Source organism: Enterobacter chuandaensis, assembly GCF_003594915.1.
Lineage (GTDB): Bacteria > Pseudomonadota > Gammaproteobacteria > Enterobacterales > Enterobacteriaceae > Enterobacter > Enterobacter chuandaensis.
In genome coordinates this window covers 128,586-146,876 of record NZ_QZCS01000002.1, presented here as the reverse complement: position 1 = coordinate 146,876, position 18,291 = coordinate 128,586, and the positions used below count along the sequence as shown (strand labels likewise).

Here is an 18,291-nt window from a genome sequence, read left to right as displayed (position 1 = left end):
CAACTATGAATTCGTAGCCAGACAGTATACCTGAACTGACGCCCTTGTCGGGACAAATGTCACCGGCCGGGCCTTTGAAGGCGGGTATCATCCCACCCTCCGCCTGAGATTGCATCGCCATTTTTGTAAAACAATTTCTGTAAAGCAATGATCGGCGGGAAAGTCTGGCAGCGGAGGATAACAGTATGGCTTAACCTGTCAAGGCAGGATGATCAATAAGCCGCTTTTTATGTCTTCCGGTTATTTATCTGCGCTTTTCTGATACAAACCATGTGTATGAATATACGCCAGCACCGGGGCGGGAAGCAGATCGTCACACGCTAAACCCTGCTGTAAACGCTCACGAATGAGGGTGGCTGAGATATCAAACCACGGCGTCTCCGCCAGATAAATCTTCCCGGCAGGCTGGTTGTGAAGATCTTCAACGTTGGCGGTGAGATGGTCTTCAAGCCACTGCTGGTACTGCTCTTCGCGCATGGTCAGCGGATAACCCGGACGGCGGCAGACGAGCAGATGGCTGTTCTCCAGAATGGTTTCATACTTATGCCATGTAGGAAAGTTGAGCAGGGAATCCTGGCCAATGATAAAGGCCAGCGGCTGGTCTGGCCCTTGCTCGGCCCGCCACTCCTGCAGCGTTTGCGATGTCCACGAAGGGGTGTCGCGACGCAATTCCCGTTCATCAAGTCTGAAGAGCGGTTTATCTGCAATAGCCAGAGCGAGCATCTCTTTTCGCTGCTCGCTGGTGGCCTCAGGCTGGGGACGGTGCGGCGGGACATTATTGGGCATGATGGTGACGCGCTGCAGGCCAATCAGATTCGCCAGAATTTCCACCGGCTTCAGGTGTCCGTAATGTACCGGGTCGAAGGTGCCGCCATACAGGGCCTGTAAAGAATGCATACTATCCATCAATAAAAACGTCTGCCAGCGCCTTGTGGCAGAGCAGCAGGGAAAGACTTTCCAGCTCCGCCCACACCGACTGGCCGTAATCTTGTTTTAAGGTGAGCTCCGCGCGCATCAGAAGCTGCACAGCCTGACGCAGCTGTTCATGACTCAGGCGGTTGATGGCCTCAGTGGTCATCGCCCGGCGGTTTTGCCACACCCGGTGTTTATCAAAAAGAGCGCGCAGCGGCGTATGGGCAGACTGACGTTTGAGCGTAATCAGCAGCAGCAGTTCACGCTGCAGCGTACGCAGCAGAATGACGGGTTCACTGCCTTCCAGACGCAGCTGTTGCAGAATATGCAGGGCGCGTTTACTTTTCGCCGACAGCAATGCATCAACCCAGTGGAACGGCGTGAAGTGTGCGGCATCGTTAACAGCCTGCTCAACGCGTGGTAACGTCAGTTTACCGTCCGGCCAGAGCAGGGAGAGCCTGTCCAGCGCCTGTGCCAGGGCCAGCAGGTTGCCTTCATAGCAGTAGCAAAGCAGCTGATTCGCTGCATCATCCAGTTGAAGATTGTTCTGCTTTGCTCTTGCCGCCACCCATTTTGGCAGATGCGCCTGTTCAGGTGTCTGGCAGGTGACCTGCACTGCGTGGGTCGCGAGTTGGGTGAACCACGCCGCATTTTCCTGCGCTTTGGTGAGCTTGTTGCCGCGCACAATCAGCAGCAGATCGCTGTGAAGCAGGCTGACGAGCGTGGCCAGCTGTTCATTGATAGCCGCGTTAGGGCCATTCTCCGGCAGCAGGATCTGAATAGTCTGGCGCGACGCAAAAAGGCTCATCGCCTGACAGAGTGAGAAGAGGGTATTCCAGTCGGTATTATTATCCAGCTGGACGGTATGGTGTTCATCAAAGCCCTGCGCGGCGGCGGCATGCCGCACGGCATCCAGGCTTTCCTGAAGCAATAACGGATCGTTTCCGAGTAGCAGATACGCCGCGCGCAGCCCTTCATTGAGCTGCGCGCGGAGTTGTTCAGGATACAGCCTGATCATCATTTACCCAGAGAGGTGGCAGCAGGAATCGTGCCGGTGTCCGGTTTCTCAACAATGTCAGAACCTTCTCTTGTCGACGCTGCAATACCTGGCAGTTTGCGGATCAGCTGTTCCGCCGCCTTGTCGTACATTTCATTGATGATAATCTGCTGTTCGGCATCTTTTGCCAGCGCCGTTTGCGGGTTATCAAAGAACGAACGATACACTTTTGCGCTGATCGGGTAGATGTCTTTACCCGGGATCAGTACAGCCGCGTTGACCGACAGCACCATCTGATATTCAGCCGTGCGGCCGTCCTGGAAGATGGACGCCGTATCCTGTCCCAGCGTCATTCCCAGTACGCGCAGAGACGGTACATCCTGGCGCAGCGTACCTTTTTCAATAAGCTCAACGCCATTCAGACGCAGCTGATTGCGGATTGCCCGGCTGAGCGGTCCGTTTGGATCTCCGGAATCAAAGATCATCGTTTTCATCTCAGGTGGCACTGCCGTGGTATTGCGCAGGTGCCAGCCGCAACCCGCGGTGACAAGCACCGCCAGAGATAAGAGTATTGTTGCCAGTTGTCGCACGTTTCCTCCCGCGCTTAGCCAACGACCAGATTCAGCAGTTTACCCGGTACGTAGATCACTTTACGTACGGTAACGCCCTCAAGATATTTCGCAACCAGAGGTTCCTGGCCTGCGCGTTCGCGAACCTGTTCTTCGGTTGCATCAACGGCCACGGTGATTTTACCGCGCACTTTGCCGTTAACCTGTACCACAACCAGCGTGGTGTTTTCCACCATTGCCGCTTCATCAGCAACCGGCCACGGCGCGTTGTCGATATCGCCTTCGCCTTTCAGCTCCTGCCACAGGGTGAAGCTGACGTGTGGCGTGAACGGGTTCAGCATGCGAACGACGGCCAGCAGCGCTTCACGCATGATGGCACGATCCTGCTCGCCATCCTGCGGGGCTTTCGCCAGCTTGTTCATCAGTTCCATAATAGCCGCAATTGCGGTATTGAAGGTCTGACGACGACCAATATCATCGGTCACTTTCGCAATCGTTTTATGAACATCACGACGGAGCGCCTGCTGATCTTCGCTCAGCGCAGCGGCGTTCAGTGCCGGGGCATCGCCCTGTGCGGTGTGTTCGTACACCAGTTTCCAGACGCGTTTCAGGAAGCGGTTAGCGCCTTCCACGCCGGATTCCTGCCACTCAAGGGTCATATCAGCCGGAGAAGCAAACATCATGAACAGACGCACGGTGTCCGCGCCGTAACGCTCGACCATCACCTGCGGGTCGATACCGTTGTTTTTAGACTTAGACATCTTGCTCATGCCGGTATAAACCAGTTCATGACCATCAGCGTCTGTCGCCTTAACGATACGGCCTTTCTCATCACGCTCAACGATTGCATCAACCGGAGAGACCCAGTTACGTTCGCCGTTCGCGCCAACGTAGTAGAAGGCATCTGCCAGCACCATACCCTGACACAGCAGCTGTTTTGCTGGTTCGTCAGAGTTCACCATACCCGCATCACGCATCAGCTTGTGGAAGAAGCGGAAGTAGAGCAGGTGCATGATGGCGTGTTCGATGCCACCGATGTAGATGTCTACCGGCAGCCAGTAGTTTGCCGCATCGGAATCCAGCATGCCTTCTTTGTACTGCGGGCAGGTGTAGCGCGCGTAGTACCAGGACGACTCCATGAAGGTGTCGAAGGTGTCGGTTTCACGCAGCGCAGGCTGGCCGTTAACGGTGGTTTTCGCCCACTCAGGATCGGCTTTGATCGGGCTGGTAATGCCGTCCATCACCACATCTTCCGGCAGGATCACCGGCAGCTGATCTTCTGGGGTTGGCATTACGGTGCCGTCTTCCAGGGTCACCATTGGAATTGGTGCACCCCAGTAGCGCTGACGGGACACACCCCAGTCGCGCAGACGGTAGTTAACTTTACGCTCGCCCACGCCCAGTGAGGCCAGCTTATCGGCGATGGCGTTGAAGCCCTCTTCGAAGCTCAGACCGCTGAATTCGCCGGAATTGAACAGGGTGCCCTTTTCAGTCAGCGCTTGCTCGGACAGGTCGGGTTCAGAACCATCGGCGGCCAGAATAACGGCTTTAATCGGCAGGTTGTATTTGGTGGCAAACTCGTAGTCGCGCTGATCGTGACCCGGAACGGCCATGACCGCACCTGTACCGTACTCCATCAGAACGAAGTTTGCTGCCCAGACCGGGATCGCTTCGCCCGTCAGAGGGTGCTTAGCATAGAAGCCGGTTGCAACGCCTTTTTTCTCCATCGTCGCCATGTCGGCTTCAGCCACTTTGGTGTTGCGGCATTCGTCGATGAAAGTGGCCAGTTCCGGGTTGTTCTCTGCCGCTTTCTGCGCCAGCGGGTGACCTGCGGCCACGGCCAGATAGGTCGCGCCCATGAAGGTGTCCGGACGGGTGGTATACACGGTCAGGGTCTGGTCGTAGTGCTCAACGTTAAAGGTAATTTCCACGCCTTCAGAACGGCCGATCCAGTTGCGCTGCATGGTCTTAACGGTGTCAGGCCAGTGATCCAGGGTATCCAGATCGTTCAGCAGCTCGTCAGCGTAAGCGGTGATTTTGATAAACCACTGCGGGATCTCTTTACGCTCAACTTTGGTGTCGCAGCGCCAGCAGCAACCGTCGATAACCTGCTCGTTTGCCAGAACGGTCTGGTCATTCGGGCACCAGTTAACGGCAGACGTTTTCTTATACACCAGGCCTTTTTTATACAGCTCGGTGAAGAATTTCTGCTCCCAGCGGTAGTATTCCGGCGTGCAGGTCGCCAGCTCGCGGCTCCAGTCATAGCCGAAGCCCAGCATTTTGAGCTGGTTTTTCATGTACGCGATGTTGTCGTACGTCCACGGTGCCGGAGCGGTATTGTTTTTAACCGCGGCGCCTTCTGCAGGCAGGCCGAACGCATCCCAGCCGATTGGCTGCAGAACGTTTTTGCCCAGCATGCGCTGGTAACGGGCAATCACATCACCGATGGTGTAGTTACGCACGTGGCCCATGTGTAGTCGACCAGAAGGATAGGGAAGCATCGACAGGCAGTAATACTTCTCTTTGCTCTCGTCTTCGGTTACTTCAAAGGTGCGCTTCTCGTCCCAGTGTTGCTGGACTTTTGATTCTATCTCTTCCGGGCGGTATTGCTCTTGCATGGCAGCCAGTGGTCCTGTTTTCAATACAGCTACAAATGTAGCCAATGGATGTGGTAATTCAGATCCGCATAGCATAGCCCAAACGCCCGCGTCAAAACAGCCTTTCGCACAAATGCACTTTGCAGGAATTTACCGGGTCTGTGCTTCACCTGACAAAGCGGCGTCGAAATAAGGTCTATTATTAGAAATAGTTACTTACCCGGGAGGCAAAATGATGAACAAGGTTGCTCAATTTTACCGCGAACTGGTGGCGACACTGACGGAACGGCTGCGTAACGGCGAGCGTGATATTGACGCGCTGGTTGAACAGGCACGCGCACGCGTGACGCAAACGGGTGAGTTAACGCGAACCGAAGTGGAAGAGGTAACCCGCGCGGTGCGCCGCGACCTGGAAGAGTTTGCGCGTAGCTACGAAGAGAGCCAGGACGAGGTAGCCGACAGCGTCTTTATGCGGGTGATCAAAGAGAGCCTGTGGCAGGAGCTGGCGGACATCACCGACAAAACGCAGCTGGAGTGGCGTGAGGTGTTTCAGGACCTGAACCACCACGGCGTGTACCAGAGCGGTGAAGTCGTGGGGCTGGGGAATCTTGTGTGTGAGAAATGCCATCACCATATTGCGGTGTATACGCCGGACGTGCTGCCGCTGTGCCCGAAATGCGGGCACGATCAGTTCCAGCGTCGGCCGTTTGAGCCATAGGTAAAAGCGCAGGTTTCTTCCCTCTCCCGTCGGGAGAGGGCCAGGGTGAGGGCATCAGGCCGCACTGTAGTATGCGAGTCTCTCCGCCAGCAAATCCACAAACGCTTCCCGGTCGATATCCACCATCAACGTCGTATTCGGTTTATTCCCCGTCAGTGAATAGTAATCCACCACCGTCATCCCCTGGGTATATTTCCCCTGCGTCTCCACGCCAACCCAACGCTCTACCGTGGTAAACATCTCTGGCTTCAGCAGCCAGGCAATGGTGCATGGGTCGTGCAGCGGCGCGCCATGGAAGCCCCACTTCTCGGCTTTGTGATACTCCATAAAGAAGTCGAGCAGCTCGGCCACGGTCGTCGCAACCGGGTTGCCTACGGCGCGGAAGCGCTCAATATCGTCAGCCATAATTTGTGCGCGGTGGGTAACATCCAGCCCTGCCATTACAATCGGCAGGCCCGACTGGAAAACGATCTCCGCCGCTTCCGGGTCGACAAAGATGTTGAATTCCGCCGCAGGCGTCCAGTTACCCAGCCCCATCGCGCCGCCCATCATCACAATACGGGCAATTTTATTATGCAGTTCCGGATGGCTGTTCAGCAGCAGCGCAACGTTGGTTTGCGGTCCGGTGGCGACCAGCGTCACGGGCACCGTGCTCTCACGCAGCACCTTCGCCATCAGCTCCACGGCGGTACAGTTTTGCGGTGCAAAGCCTGGCTCCGGCAGTGCCGGACCGTCCAGCCCGCTTTCACCGTGAACGTTGTCGGCAATGATAAGCTCGCGCATCAGCGGCTTCACGGCACCGCCCGCGACGGGAATATCGGTGCGTCTGAGCAGCGTTAGCATGCGCAGCACGTTGCGCAGGGTTTTGTCAGGCGTCTGGTTTCCGGAAGACGAGGTGACGGCTTTTACGTCGAGCTCAGGGGAGGCAAGTGCGAGGACGAGAGCGATCGCGTCATCATGACCCGGATCGCAATCGAGAATAATAGGCTGTGCCATAGCGTTCTCCATACGTAGCGTTATTTTGTGACAAGGTTAACGCTGCAATGTGACGCCGACGAGAAGCAGAGCGTGAAAGCGTGAAGCAGTGCGCAATCCGCAGATTGCGCACTGAGAAGATTAGTGCAGGATTTTAGCGAGGAAATCTTTAGCGCGTTCGGATTTCGGGTTAGCGAAGAACTCTTCTTTCGGTGAGTCTTCAACGATCTTGCCTTCGTCCATGAAGATCACGCGGTTAGCCACTTTACGGGCGAAGCCCATTTCGTGCGTCACCACCATCATGGTCATCCCTTCGTGCGCCAGTTCAACCATCACGTCCAGCACTTCGTTGATCATTTCAGGATCGAGCGCCGACGTGGGCTCATCGAACAGCATCGCCACCGGATCCATGCACAGCGCGCGCGCAATCGCCACACGCTGCTGCTGGCCACCGGAAAGCTGCGCCGGGAACTTATCGGCATGTGCAGAAAGCCCTACGCGCTCCAGAAGCTTCAGCCCCTTCTCGCGCGACGCTTTTTTATCACGCTTGAGCACTTTGACCTGGGCCAGCGTCAGGTTCTCAATAATAGAGAGGTGAGGGAACAGCTCAAAATGCTGGAACACCATGCCAACGTGAGAGCGAAGCTGGGCGAGATTGGTTTTCTTGTCGTTCACTTTCGTGCCGTTAACAACAATTTCGCCCTGCTGCACAGGTTCCAGACCATTAACCGTTTTGATCAGCGTGGACTTACCGGAACCGGACGGCCCGCACACCACCACCACGTCACCTTTTTTCACTTCGGTGGAGCAGTCGGTCAGCACCTGAAAGTGCCCATACCATTTAGAAACATTTTTCAGGGAAATCATTATACCGTCCTTTTCTTCAGCCAGCTGACCAACAGCGACGCGCTTAAACTAATCACAAAATAGACCGCACCCGCGAAGAGCACCATCTCAACCTGAGTACCATCACGCTCACCGATGGTCGACGCGGTACGGAAGAAGTCCGCCAGGCTCAGAACATAAACCAGAGAGGTATCCTGGAAGAGCACGATGCCCTGGGTCAGCAGGAGCGGAACCATGGCGCGAAACGCCTGCGGCAGAATAATCAGCTGCATGGACTGCCAGTGCGTCATTCCCAGCGCCAGCGCGGCGCTGGACTGCCCACGGGAGATACTCTGGATACCCGCGCGGATAATTTCGGAGTAGTAAGCGGCCTCAAACATCGAGAACGCCACCATGGCGGAGATCAGGCGGATATCGGTTTTCGGCGACAGCCCCAGCACATTCTGTAAGAAGCCTGGAACAATCAGGTAAAACCACAGCAGTACCATCACCAGCGGGATGGAGCGGAAGACGTTAACGTAGGCAGTCGCGAACCAGGCGAGCGGCTTAAAGCTCGACAGGCGCATGACCGCCAGCAGGGTGCCCCAGACGATACCTACGATGATAGCGATCGCGGTGATCTTTAAGGTGATCACCAGGCCATCGAGCAGGTAAGGCATGGATGGAACAATAGAACTCCAGTCAAATTCGTACATTATTTGCCCCCCAGATTGCCCGGCAGGCGTACTTTGCGTTCAACCAGGTTCATCACCAGCATGATGAAAGCGTTAATCAGAACATACGCGAGCGTGATCGCGGTGAAGGATTCCCACGCGTGAGCGGAGTAATCCAGCAGCTTGCCCGCCTGCGCGGCCATATCCACCAGGCCGATGGTTGAGGCGATGGCCGAGTTTTTCACCAGGTTCATCATCTCGGAGGTCATCGGTGGAACGATAACGCGGTAGGCATTAGGCAGCAGCACATAGCGGTAGGTTTGTGGCAGGGTCAGGCCCATCGCCAGGCCCGCGTTTTTTTGTCCGCGCGGCAATGACTGAATGGCGGCACGCACCTGCTCGCAAACGCGCGCAGCGGTAAACAGCCCCAGACACATCATGGAGGAGACAAAGAACTGTACGTTCGGATCCAGCTCCGACTTGAACCACATGCCAATATTTTCCGGCAGCAGTTCCGGGATGACCAGATACCAGGTAAAGAATTGTACGATCAGCGGAACGTTACGGAACAGTTCCACGTACAGGGTGCCAATTGTTGAAAGAAAACGGTTAGGGACGGTGCGCAGAATACCGAACAAAGAACCGACAAGAAACGCGATGATCCACGCCGTTATCGATAATGCCACGGTGACCTGAAAGCCGCTCCACAGCCAGCCAAGATAGGTGGTGTTGCCGAACGGGGCTTGTTGCAGGAATATGCCCCAGTTCCAGTCTATTGACATAATAAACTCCAGAAAAAAAAGGGTAGCAGCGCTACCCTCGAAGATTGGTGAGAAGCTCATTTTTCGCGCTGAGTGGGGAACGACCACTCGGCGTATAGTCTGTCCATGCTTCCCGACAATCGAGAGGGCAGGAGATCCCGCCCCTGTTGTTCTAATTAGTTAAGAGCCTTGTCATTTGGAGATTTGAACAGCGCTTTCATGTCGTCAGAGAGTTCAAAGTTCATATTGAGATTTTTTGGTGGAATTGGGTTCTTGAACCACTTGTCGAACCATTTTTCAGCTTCGCCGGAGGTCTGCACCTGAGCGATGGTGTCATCGATCAGCTTTTTGAACTGCGGATCGTCTTTACGCAGCATACAGCCGTAAGCTTCTTTGGACTGCGCGGTGCCGACGATATCCCAGTTGTCTGGTTTTTTCGCCTTCGCACGTTCGCCCGCCAGCAGGGCGTCATCCATCATAAACGCCACCGCACGACCGCTTTCCAGCGTACGGAAGGAGTCGCCATGGTCTTTCGCGCTGATGATGCGCATGTCCATTTTCTTCTCGTCGTTCAGCTTGTGCAGCAGCACTTCAGAAGTGGTACCGGAAGTCACAACGACCGCTTTGCCTTTCAGGTCAGCAAAGTCTTTGATCTCACCGCCTTTCTTCGTCAGCAGACGGGTGCCCACGACAAAGATGGTGTCAGAGAAGGCAGCCTGTTTCTGACGCTCGAGGTTGTTGGTGGTTGAGCCACACTCGAAGTCAAAGGTGCCGTTTTGCAGCAGTGGAATACGGTTCTGTGAAGTGATTGGGATCAGCTTCACCTGCAGGTCAGGTTTGTTCAGCTTTTTCTTCACAGCTTCAACGATGGCGTTGGAGTAATCCTGTGAATAGCCCACGACTTTTTGCGTGTTGTCGTAGTAAGAGAACGGGACAGAAGATTCACGGTGACCGACCACGATTACGCCGTTTTTGGCAATCTTGTCGAGAGTGCTGCCTGCTGCCGGAGCGTCTTCAGCGTGTACCACGCCTGCGGACATTCCCATAACCAGCATTGCTGTGGCCAGTTTACGTAATTGCATACCCAACTCCTTTCTTATCAGCGCCAGTGACGCATTGATACCCATTGTGATGTTGTTATATCTCGCGCGATGCGAGTGCAGTGTTATGCAAGCTTGTTAACATTTAGTCTGGCTTAATGTAAAGATTTTGCTGCGTTATTGTTTATTTTTGCGAAGCGCGCCGCACCATTCAGAGGCAATAATCTCCCGTTGCACCGTTTCGGTGCTACCGATGATCTACGCTGGTGCGACAAGGTTGCACGTTAAGCCAAACTGCGTTTGCGTGAATAAACAAAGCAATAGGCGTGCCAGAAATGAAATTCACCCTCACCCTGACTCTCTCCCTTGAAGGGAGAGGGGAAAGGCGGAGCAGGGAGGTGAAACGGTACGCGGATTGTTCCCTCTCCCCTATGGGGAGAGGGCCAGGATGAGGGATAAGATTATTTCCGACGCTGACGCAGGCTCATCAGCACGGCGCCAAAGCCAAACAGCGCGGTCAAAATCCACAGCGGCCAGTTGCCGGTGCGCGCGTAAGGGGTCAGCCCCGTGGTTGGCGTGACTTTGGTGGTCAGTACTTCACGGGTAAACTGCGGGATCATCGCCTGAATTTCACCCTGCGGGCCAATCACGGCGGTGATGCCATTGTTGGTGCTGCGCAGCAGCGGACGCGCCAGCTCCAGGGAACGCATGCGTGCCATCTGGAAGTGCTGCCACGGGCCGATAGATTTACCAAACCACGCATCGTTTGAGATGGTCAGCAGATAGTCGGTATCCGGACGGAAGTTATCCCGTACCTGCTCGCCGAGGATAATTTCGTAACAGATGGCGGCCGTCAGGGCCAGACCGTGCGCGTGCAGCTGGGGCTGAACGTACGGGCCGCGGCTGAAGGAGGACATCGGCAGGTCAAAGAACGGTGCCAGCGGACGCAGGATCGACTCCAGCGGCACAAATTCACCGAACGGTACCAGGTGGTTCTTATTGTACCGGTCGGTGGAGTTATAGCTGTATTCGCTGTCTTTGCCGAGCGTAATAATGGTGTTGTAGGTGTCGTAGCGGTTCTGCTGATTCAGACGCGCGTCGACGATGCCGGTAATCAGCGTGCTGCCGCGCGCCACCAGCAGGTCGTTCATCATGTTCAGGAACGGCTGCTGGTTAATTTCCAGATCGGGAATAGCAGATTCTGGCCAGATAATCAGCTGTGATTTACCCATCACCTCTTCGGTGGCGTTGGCGTAGATCTTCAGCGTATTCAGCAGCTCTTTCTCATCCCACTTCATCGACTGCGGGATATTGCCCTGCACCATGGAGACTTGCATAGCGCGCTCAGGCTCAGGCGTGAACCACTGGATATAGCGCAGCGGGAAGGGCAGGGCGAACAGCACAATCGCCACCACCAGCGGCTTCCAGCCGCGCGTAACCAGCGCCAGCACCAGCAGACCGCTCACCACCATCAGCAGGAAGTTAATGGCCTCCACGCCCATGACCGGCGCCAGTCCTTTCAGCGGGCCGTCAATCTGGCTGTAGCCGAACTGCAGCCACGGGAAGCCGGTCAGGACCCAGCCGCGAAGGAACTCGGTAATCTGCCAGACAACCGGCGCGGCAATGGCGACGCGCAGCCAGGTGGTTTTAGGCCACAGGCGAGAGAGAATGCCGGCGAACAGACCGGTATAGAGCGAGAGATAGGCGGCGAGCAGGACGACCAGGAAGACGTTAACCGGCCCCGGCATCCCGCCAAACTGGGCGATGCTGACGTAGACCCAGTTAATGCCGGAACCAAACAGCCCCAGCCCCCAGAAGTAGCCGATCGCAGCGGCCTGTACCGGACGACGATTCAGGGTTAATCCCTGAAGCCCCATCAGGGAGAGAATGGCGGCGGGCCAGATATCGTAAGGAGAAAAAGCCAGCGTACCGCTGGCTCCGAGCAACAGCGCCAGCAGCAAACGGACGCGCTGGCGTTCAAGCAATGGGGCAAATGCCATTTACATTAATCTTCCAGTTTTGGCACCGGTGAGTCGTCCGGCGTTCTGACGTGAACCTGAATAATACGTCGACTGTCGGCCATGGCGACTTTGAATTGGTAACCGTCGATGTCAACGGTTTCGCCGCGTGCCGGAAGATGACCAAAGGCCTGCATCACCAGCCCACCAATGGTATCGACCTCTTCGTCGCTGAAGTGGGTCCCAAACGCGTCGTTAAAGTCCTCAATTGAGGCCAGCGCGCGCACGGTCCAGGTGTGACGGCTGAGCTGACGGAAGTCGATATCTTCTTCTTCGTCGTACTCGTCTTCGATTTCGCCCACGATCAGTTCAAGAATATCTTCGATCGTGACAAGACCTGAGACGCCGCCGAATTCATCAATAACAATCGCCATGTGGTAACGCTGAGAGCGAAACTCTTTCAGCATCCGATCCACACGTTTACTTTCCGGCACAACCACGGCCTGGCGTAACACTTTTTCCATGCTGAAGGCTTCGGCATCGCTGCGCATAAACGGCAGCAAATCTTTGGCCATCAAAATCCCTTCGATGTGATCTTTATCTTCGCTGATGACCGGGAAACGCGAGTGGGCGGATTCGATGATCACATCGAGGCACTCGTCCAGGGTCTGGTTACGTTTCAGGGTAATCATCTGCGAGCGGGGGATCATGATATCGCGGACGCGCTGGTCGGCGATGTCCATAACCCCTTCGAGCATTTCGCGCGTATCTTCGTCGATAAGGTCGTTCTGCCCGGAATCACGAATCAGCTCCAGCAGTTCATCACGATTTTTCGGTTCGCCGTGGAAAAGCTGGTTCAGAATGAGGGAGAAAAATCCCTTTTTACTGGTTGTCGTGTCGCTACTGTGTGAATTGTCGTCGCTCATGGCGTTTGTTAAGGGTTCTCTTGTTAGTTCAACGTTAACCGCCGCGCTATGTCCCTGCGCGGCAGCATGGTAGTCAGTAACTGACTATTCTTTCTCGGCAATGTACGGATCCTCATAGCCCAGAGCAAGCATTATCTCTGTCTCGAGGGACTCCATCTCTTCCGCTTCGTCATCTTCAATGTGATCGTAGCCCAGCAGGTGCAGGCTGCCGTGTACCACCATATGCGCCCAGTGGGCTTCCAGCGGCTTTTGCTGCTCTTTGGCTTCCTGCTCAACCACCTGACGGCAGATGATCAGATCGCCCAATAGCGGCATCTCAATACCCGGCGGCGCTTCGAACGGGAAAGAGAGCACGTTGGTTGGCTTATCTTTCCCACGGTAGGTCAGGTTAAGCTCGTGGCTTTCCGCTTCATCCACCAGGCGAATCGTGACTTCTGATTCTTCCTGAAACTGGGGGATTACCGCATCCAGCCATTTCTGAAACTGTGCCTCTTCTGGTATGCCGGAATTGTCTTCACATGCCAGCTGTAAATCGAGGATCACCTGACTCATTTCTGTTCTTGCTCCTGCGCTTCGCGCTTACGTTCCGCAGCCTGTTCGGCCCTGCGTTTTTGATCCGCTTCTTCCCAGGCTTCATAGGCGTTAACGATGCGCGCGACCACCGGGTGGCGAACGACGTCTTCACTGTGGAAGAAGTTAAAGCTGATTTCATCGACCTCGGCCAGCACTTCAATGGCGTGACGCAGGCCGGATTGGGTGCTGCGCGGCAAGTCGATCTGGGTGACGTCACCGGTGATCACCGCTTTCGAGTTGAAGCCGATACGCGTCAGGAACATCTTCATCTGTTCGATGGTGGTGTTCTGGCTTTCATCAAGAATGATGAACGCGTCGTTCAGCGTACGGCCGCGCATGTAGGCCAGCGGCGCAACTTCAATAACGTTACGCTCGATGAGCTTTTCGACCTTCTCAAAGCCCAGCATTTCGAACAGCGCGTCATATAAAGGACGCAGATACGGATCGACCTTCTGGCTCAGATCGCCGGGCAGAAAGCCCAGCTTTTCGCCCGCTTCAACGGCAGGGCGGGTCAGCAGGATGCGACGGATCTCCTGACGCTCCAGCGCATCCACCGCAGCGGCAACCGCCAGATAGGTTTTACCCGTACCCGCCGGGCCCACGCCGAAGGTGATGTCGTGGTCGAGGATATTGGCGATGTACTGCGCCTGGTTTGGCGTACGCGGCTTAATGACGCCACGCTTGGTCTTGATATTGATTGCCTTACCGTAGTCCGGCACGCTTTCCGCGCTTTGCTCAAGCACGCGCGCCTCTTTAATGGCGAGGTGGATCTGTTCCGGCTCAATATCCTGAATTTCACCGCGCATCGGGGCGGTATCGACATACAGGCTGCGCAGAATATCTGCCGCCGCGTTGACGCAGATAGGGCGTCCGGTGAGTTTGAAATGGTTATCGCGACGATTGATTTCGATACCCAGACGTCGCTCCAGTTGTTTGATGTTGTCATCAAACGGCCCGCACAGGCTCAGCAGGCGAGCGTTGTCTGCGGGCTCAAGGCTAATTTCACGCGTATCTATGTTCAAACTGTTCCTCTTTGAGTAGTTAACTGACTCGCCGCCACACGGCGTAATAAAACGGTCATTACCGAAATTATTCACGCCACAGAATAAAGGCGCAAGCGTTGCGGTAGATATTGGGGACGATGAGAGGAAATACAAGGCCTGCCGGACAGGCAGGCCTGAAGGATCACGGCTGGTAGATACCCACACCAGAGTCGTTGACTTTGCGGGTGCGAGAGATAACGGATTCAGGCGTCTCGGCAATGCGCAGGCCCATTTCGTCCTCGGTGCGTACCACCTTCGCGCGCAGCGAGTTGGTGAGCACTTCGACAATCTCGACGTCCACAAATTTACCGATCATGTCCGGCGTGCCTTCGAAGTTCACCACGCGGTTATTTTCGGTTCGACCGGACAGTTCCATGATGCTTTTACGGGAGGTACCTTCCACCAGAATGCGCTGAACGGTGCCGAGCATACGGCGGCTCCAGGCGTTGGCCTGCTGGTTGATGCGCTCCTGCAGAATATACAGACGCTGCTTTTTCTCCTCTTCCGGCACATCGTCAACCATGTCGGCCGCAGGCGTGCCAGGACGCGCTGAGAAGATGAAGCTGTAGCTGACGTCGAAATTCACTTCACCGATGAGCTTCATGGTGCGCTCGAAGTCATCAGCGGTTTCGCCAGGGAAGCCGACGATAAAGTCTGAGCTAATTTGAATATCCGGGCGCGCTTCACGCAGCTTGCGGATGGTGGATTTGTACTCCAGTACCGTATGCGGGCGGCCCATCAGGTTCAGCACGCGGTCAGAGCCGCACTGAATCGGCAGGTGCAGGAAGCTCACCAGCTCAGGGGTATCGCGATACACGTCAATGATGTCGTCGGTAAACTCCATCGGATGGCTGGTGGTAAAGCGAATGCGGTCGATGCCGTCAATCGCGGCCACCAGGCGCAGCAGTTCGGCAAAGCTGCCGGTGGTGCCGTCATAGTTCTCGCCGCGCCACGCGTTCACGTTCTGGCCCAGCAGGTTCACTTCGCGAACGCCCTGCGCGGCAAGCTGCGCGATTTCAAACAGAATGTCATCCGCCGGACGGCTGACCTCTTCACCGCGGGTGTAGGGCACCACGCAGTAAGTACAGTATTTGTTGCAGCCTTCCATGATCGAGACGAAGGCGGTCGGGCCATCGGCGCGCGGCTCTGGCAGACGGTCAAACTTTTCGATCTCCGGGAAGCTGACGTCAACGACCGGGCTACGGTTGCCGCGAACCTGATTGATCATCTCCGGCAGGCGGTGCAGGGTCTGAGGGCCAAAGACGATATCCACATACGGGGCTCTCTGGCGGATAAGCTTACCTTCCTGCGACGCGACGCAGCCACCGACACCGATGATCAGGTCCGGATTTTTCCGTTTCAGAAGCTTCCAGCGGCCTAACACATGAAAGACTTTTTCCTGTGCTTTTTCACGAATTGAACAGGTGTTCAGCAGCAGCACATCGGCTTCTTTCGCATTTTCAGTCAGCTGGTATCCGTGGGTGGTATCCAGCAGATCGGCCATCTTGGATGAATCATATTCGTTCATCTGACAGCCCCAGGTTTTTATATGGAGTTTTTTAGTCATCGACTTGCTCAGCTCAGGATTGCAAGCCGCGTATTGTAATGCTTTGGTGGGGTTGTGACCAGTATGAAGGTTATGTGTCTCAGGACCGCAAAAATCCGGTAAACTTAAAGGATTCTCCAATAAGGAAAATTGACCATGACACTCCAACACACCGAAGTTGCCGTTGTCGGCGGCGGTATGGTCGGCGGCGCGCTGGCGCTGGGGCTGGCGAAGCAGGGATTTGAGGTAACGGTAATTGAGCAGTCGGCACCGCCGGCATTCGATCCCGCCAGCAAACCGGACGTGCGCATTTCCGCCATCAGCGCGGCGTCCGTCGATCTGCTGCGCGGCCTGGGCGTCTGGGAATCGGTGCAGGCGATGCGCGCGCACCCTTACAGCCGCCTTGAAACCTGGGAGTGGGAAAATGCCCACGTGTCGTTTGATGCCGCCGAGCTGAAGCTGCCGCGACTGGGCTATATGGTGGAAAATAACGTGCTCCAGCTGGCGCTCTGGCAGGCGCTGGAGGCACACCCGAAGGTGACGCTGCGTATGCCTGCGTCACTTAAGGCACTGCATCGCCATGACGGCGGCTATGTTCTGACGCTGGACAATGGCGATGAGCTGGCCGTAAAGCTGGTGGTAGGGGCTGATGGTGCTAATTCGCAGGTCAGACAGATGGCGGGAATTGGCGTTCATGCCTGGCAGTACCAGCAGTCCTGCATGCTGATTACCGTCCAGTGCGAGAACGCGCCGGGCGACAGCACCTGGCAGCATTTTACCCCGAACGGCCCGCACGCGTTTTTACCGCTCTTCGATAACTGGGCGTCGCTGGTGTGGTACGACAAGCCAGCGCGCATTCGCCAGCTGCAGGGGCTGAGTATGGAACAATTGCAGCGGGAAATCCTGCAGCACTTCCCGAGCCGCCTTGGCAACGTGACGCCGGTCACCGCAGGGGCATTCCCGCTCACGCGCCGTCATGCTCTGCAGTATGCCCGAGAAGGGCTGGCGCTGGTGGGCGATGCGGCACACACCATCCACCCGCTGGCGGGGCAGGGAGTCAACCTTGGATACCGTGACGTCGATGCGTTACTGGACGTGCTGGGCAACGCACGCGCTCATGCGGAAGCCTGGGCCAGCCATCAGGTGCTGAAGCGCTATCAGACGCGCCGTATGGCGGATAACTTCATCATGCAGTCGGGGATGGATCTGTTCTATGCCGGGTTCAGCAATGACCTGGCTCCGGTGCGCATTCTGCGTAATATTGGATTGATGGCAGCGGAACGTGCCGGTGGTTTGAAACGCCAGGCCCTGAAATACGCCCTCGGACTCTAATCTTTATTCCCTCTCCCCGTGGGAGAGGGTTAGGGTGAGGGCATCAGGCACAAAAAAGCCCGCAGAGCGGGCTTGTTTGTTTTAAGTGGCTGGGGTGCAGGGATTCGAACCCCGGAATGCTGGTATCAGAAACCAGAGCCTTACCGCTTGGCGACACCCCAATTGCGTTAAACAGACTGCTTAACGACTTTTTAAATTGGCTGGGGTACGAGGATTCGAACCTCGGAATGCCGGAATCAGAATCCGGTGCCTTACCGCTTGGCGATACCCCAACAATTTTTTATTACCGAAACAAATCGATAATCTCAATTTGGTGGCTACGACGGGATTCGAACCTGTGACCCCATCATTATGAGTGATGTGCTCTAACCAACTGAGCTACGTAGCCAGTACTGCAATCTTCGATGGCTGGGGTACCTGGATTCGAACCAGGGAATGCCGGTATCAAAAACCGGTGCCTTACCGCTTGGCGATACCCCAATACCGCGGAGAACCGCAAAATCGAAGAAATATGGCTGGGGTACCTGGATTCGAACCAGGGAATGCCGGTATCAAAAACCGGTGCCTTACCGCTTGGCGATACCCCATCCGTGCAACGCTTACCTGGGAATGGTGCGGGAGGCGAGACTTGAACTCGCACACCTTGCGGCGCCAGAACCTAAATCTGGTGCGTCTACCAATTTCGCCACTCCCGCAAAAAAGATGGTGGCTACGACGGGATTCGAACCTGTGACCCCATCATTATGAGTGATGTGCTCTAACCAACTGAGCTACGTAGCCATCTTTTTTCGCGTTACCTTATCGGCGTTGCGGGGCGCATTATGCGTATAGACCCTTGCAGCGTC

At 55.7% G+C, this 18,291-nt stretch carries 16 protein-coding genes and 7 tRNA genes; 2 read left to right on the top strand and 21 right to left on the bottom strand.

Going from position 1 to position 18,291, the window contains the following annotated elements; translation table 11 throughout:
* Nucleotides 1–240: 240 nt before the first annotated feature.
* From nadD to leuS, 4 genes are read right to left on the bottom strand one after another with little or no spacing between them, the layout of a single operon-like run.
* Nucleotides 241–906, bottom strand: a complete 666-nt coding sequence (nadD, locus tag D5066_RS03875; protein WP_080327902.1) for a nicotinate-nucleotide adenylyltransferase — start codon at nt 904–906, stop codon at nt 241–243.
* Nucleotides 899–1,930 (bottom strand): DNA polymerase III subunit delta, encoded by a 1,032-nt coding sequence (gene holA, locus D5066_RS03870; RefSeq protein ID WP_080327901.1) that lies wholly within the window; start codon nt 1,928–1,930, stop codon nt 899–901. The genes nadD and holA overlap by 8 nt, the downstream gene beginning before the upstream one ends.
* Entirely contained in the window at nt 1,930–2,499 is a 570-nt protein-coding gene (lptE, locus tag D5066_RS03865; RefSeq protein ID WP_119915105.1) for an LPS assembly lipoprotein LptE, read from the bottom strand. The genes holA and lptE overlap by 1 nt, the downstream gene beginning before the upstream one ends.
* A gap of 14 nt (nt 2,500–2,513) precedes the next feature.
* Complete coding sequence (leuS, locus tag D5066_RS03860; RefSeq protein ID WP_165853326.1) at nt 2,514–5,096, bottom strand: leucine--tRNA ligase; 2,583 nt, start codon at nt 5,094–5,096, stop codon at nt 2,514–2,516.
* A 214-nt stretch (nt 5,097–5,310) separates the two neighbouring features.
* On the opposite strand from leuS, the gene D5066_RS03855 reads away from it, so the two are divergent.
* A complete protein-coding gene (locus D5066_RS03855) occupies nt 5,311–5,793 on the top strand; it encodes a zinc ribbon-containing protein (protein ID WP_047347386.1) in 483 nt (160 codons plus the stop codon).
* Between the two features lie 54 nt (nt 5,794–5,847).
* On the opposite strand, the gene rihA is transcribed toward D5066_RS03855, so the two are convergent.
* The 10 genes from rihA to miaB all read right to left on the bottom strand — a co-directional run bounded on the left by rihA (nt 5,848) and on the right by miaB (nt 16,135).
* The gene (rihA, locus tag D5066_RS03850; RefSeq protein ID WP_119915103.1) at nt 5,848–6,789 is read right to left on the bottom strand and encodes a pyrimidine-specific ribonucleoside hydrolase RihA; all 942 of its coding nucleotides are present in this window, start codon (nt 6,787–6,789) and stop codon (nt 5,848–5,850) included.
* Nucleotides 6,790–6,909: 120 nt separating this feature from the next.
* Nucleotides 6,910–7,635: an amino acid ABC transporter ATP-binding protein gene (locus D5066_RS03845; RefSeq protein WP_014883001.1), complete on the bottom strand. Its 726-nt coding sequence runs from the start codon at nt 7,633–7,635 to the stop codon at nt 6,910–6,912.
* Complete coding sequence (gene gltK, locus D5066_RS03840; protein ID WP_013097580.1) at nt 7,635–8,309, bottom strand: glutamate/aspartate ABC transporter permease GltK; 675 nt, start codon at nt 8,307–8,309, stop codon at nt 7,635–7,637. The genes D5066_RS03845 and gltK overlap by 1 nt, the downstream gene beginning before the upstream one ends.
* The gene (locus tag D5066_RS03835) at nt 8,309–9,049 is read right to left on the bottom strand and encodes an amino acid ABC transporter permease (protein WP_028012347.1); all 741 of its coding nucleotides are present in this window, start codon (nt 9,047–9,049) and stop codon (nt 8,309–8,311) included. The genes gltK and D5066_RS03835 overlap by 1 nt, the downstream gene beginning before the upstream one ends.
* A gap of 155 nt (nt 9,050–9,204) precedes the next feature.
* On the bottom strand, nt 9,205–10,110 hold the full coding sequence (locus D5066_RS03830) for an amino acid ABC transporter substrate-binding protein (protein WP_008501049.1): 906 nt from the start codon (nt 10,108–10,110) through the stop codon (nt 9,205–9,207).
* A 419-nt stretch (nt 10,111–10,529) separates the two neighbouring features.
* The gene (lnt, locus tag D5066_RS03820) at nt 10,530–12,068 is read right to left on the bottom strand and encodes an apolipoprotein N-acyltransferase (protein WP_119915101.1); all 1,539 of its coding nucleotides are present in this window, start codon (nt 12,066–12,068) and stop codon (nt 10,530–10,532) included.
* A 5-nt stretch (nt 12,069–12,073) separates the two neighbouring features.
* Complete coding sequence (gene corC, locus D5066_RS03815; RefSeq protein WP_021242574.1) at nt 12,074–12,952, bottom strand: CNNM family magnesium/cobalt transport protein CorC; 879 nt, start codon at nt 12,950–12,952, stop codon at nt 12,074–12,076.
* Between the two features lie 84 nt (nt 12,953–13,036).
* Complete coding sequence (ybeY, locus tag D5066_RS03810) at nt 13,037–13,504, bottom strand: rRNA maturation RNase YbeY (RefSeq protein ID WP_119915100.1); 468 nt, start codon at nt 13,502–13,504, stop codon at nt 13,037–13,039.
* Nucleotides 13,501–14,547, bottom strand: a complete 1,047-nt coding sequence (locus tag D5066_RS03805; RefSeq protein WP_119915099.1) for a PhoH family protein — start codon at nt 14,545–14,547, stop codon at nt 13,501–13,503. Before D5066_RS03805 ends, ybeY begins: the two co-directional genes overlap by 4 nt.
* Nucleotides 14,548–14,710: 163 nt before the next feature.
* Complete coding sequence (gene miaB / locus D5066_RS03800) at nt 14,711–16,135, bottom strand: tRNA (N6-isopentenyl adenosine(37)-C2)-methylthiotransferase MiaB (RefSeq protein ID WP_059357943.1); 1,425 nt, start codon at nt 16,133–16,135, stop codon at nt 14,711–14,713.
* A gap of 135 nt (nt 16,136–16,270) precedes the next feature.
* On the opposite strand from miaB, the gene ubiF reads away from it, so the two are divergent.
* Nucleotides 16,271–17,446, top strand: a complete 1,176-nt coding sequence (gene ubiF, locus D5066_RS03795) for a 3-demethoxyubiquinol 3-hydroxylase (protein ID WP_119915098.1) — start codon at nt 16,271–16,273, stop codon at nt 17,444–17,446.
* 86 nt (nt 17,447–17,532) lie between these two features.
* Here ubiF and D5066_RS03790 read toward each other — a convergent pair.
* The 7 genes from D5066_RS03790 to D5066_RS03760 form a co-directional block, all read right to left on the bottom strand.
* Nucleotides 17,533–17,607 (bottom strand) — tRNA-Gln (locus D5066_RS03790).
* A gap of 36 nt (nt 17,608–17,643) precedes the next feature.
* Nucleotides 17,644–17,718, bottom strand: a tRNA-Gln gene (locus D5066_RS03785).
* Nucleotides 17,719–17,757: 39 nt separating this feature from the next.
* Nucleotides 17,758–17,834: transfer RNA gene (locus D5066_RS03780), tRNA-Met, on the bottom strand.
* 17 nt (nt 17,835–17,851) lie between these two features.
* Nucleotides 17,852–17,926, bottom strand: a tRNA-Gln gene (locus D5066_RS03775).
* A gap of 32 nt (nt 17,927–17,958) precedes the next feature.
* Nucleotides 17,959–18,033 (bottom strand) — tRNA-Gln (locus tag D5066_RS03770).
* Nucleotides 18,034–18,056: 23 nt separating this feature from the next.
* Nucleotides 18,057–18,141, bottom strand: a tRNA-Leu gene (locus tag D5066_RS03765).
* 8 nt (nt 18,142–18,149) lie between these two features.
* Nucleotides 18,150–18,226 (bottom strand) — tRNA-Met (locus D5066_RS03760).
* Between the last annotated feature and the right edge of the window lie 65 nt (nt 18,227–18,291).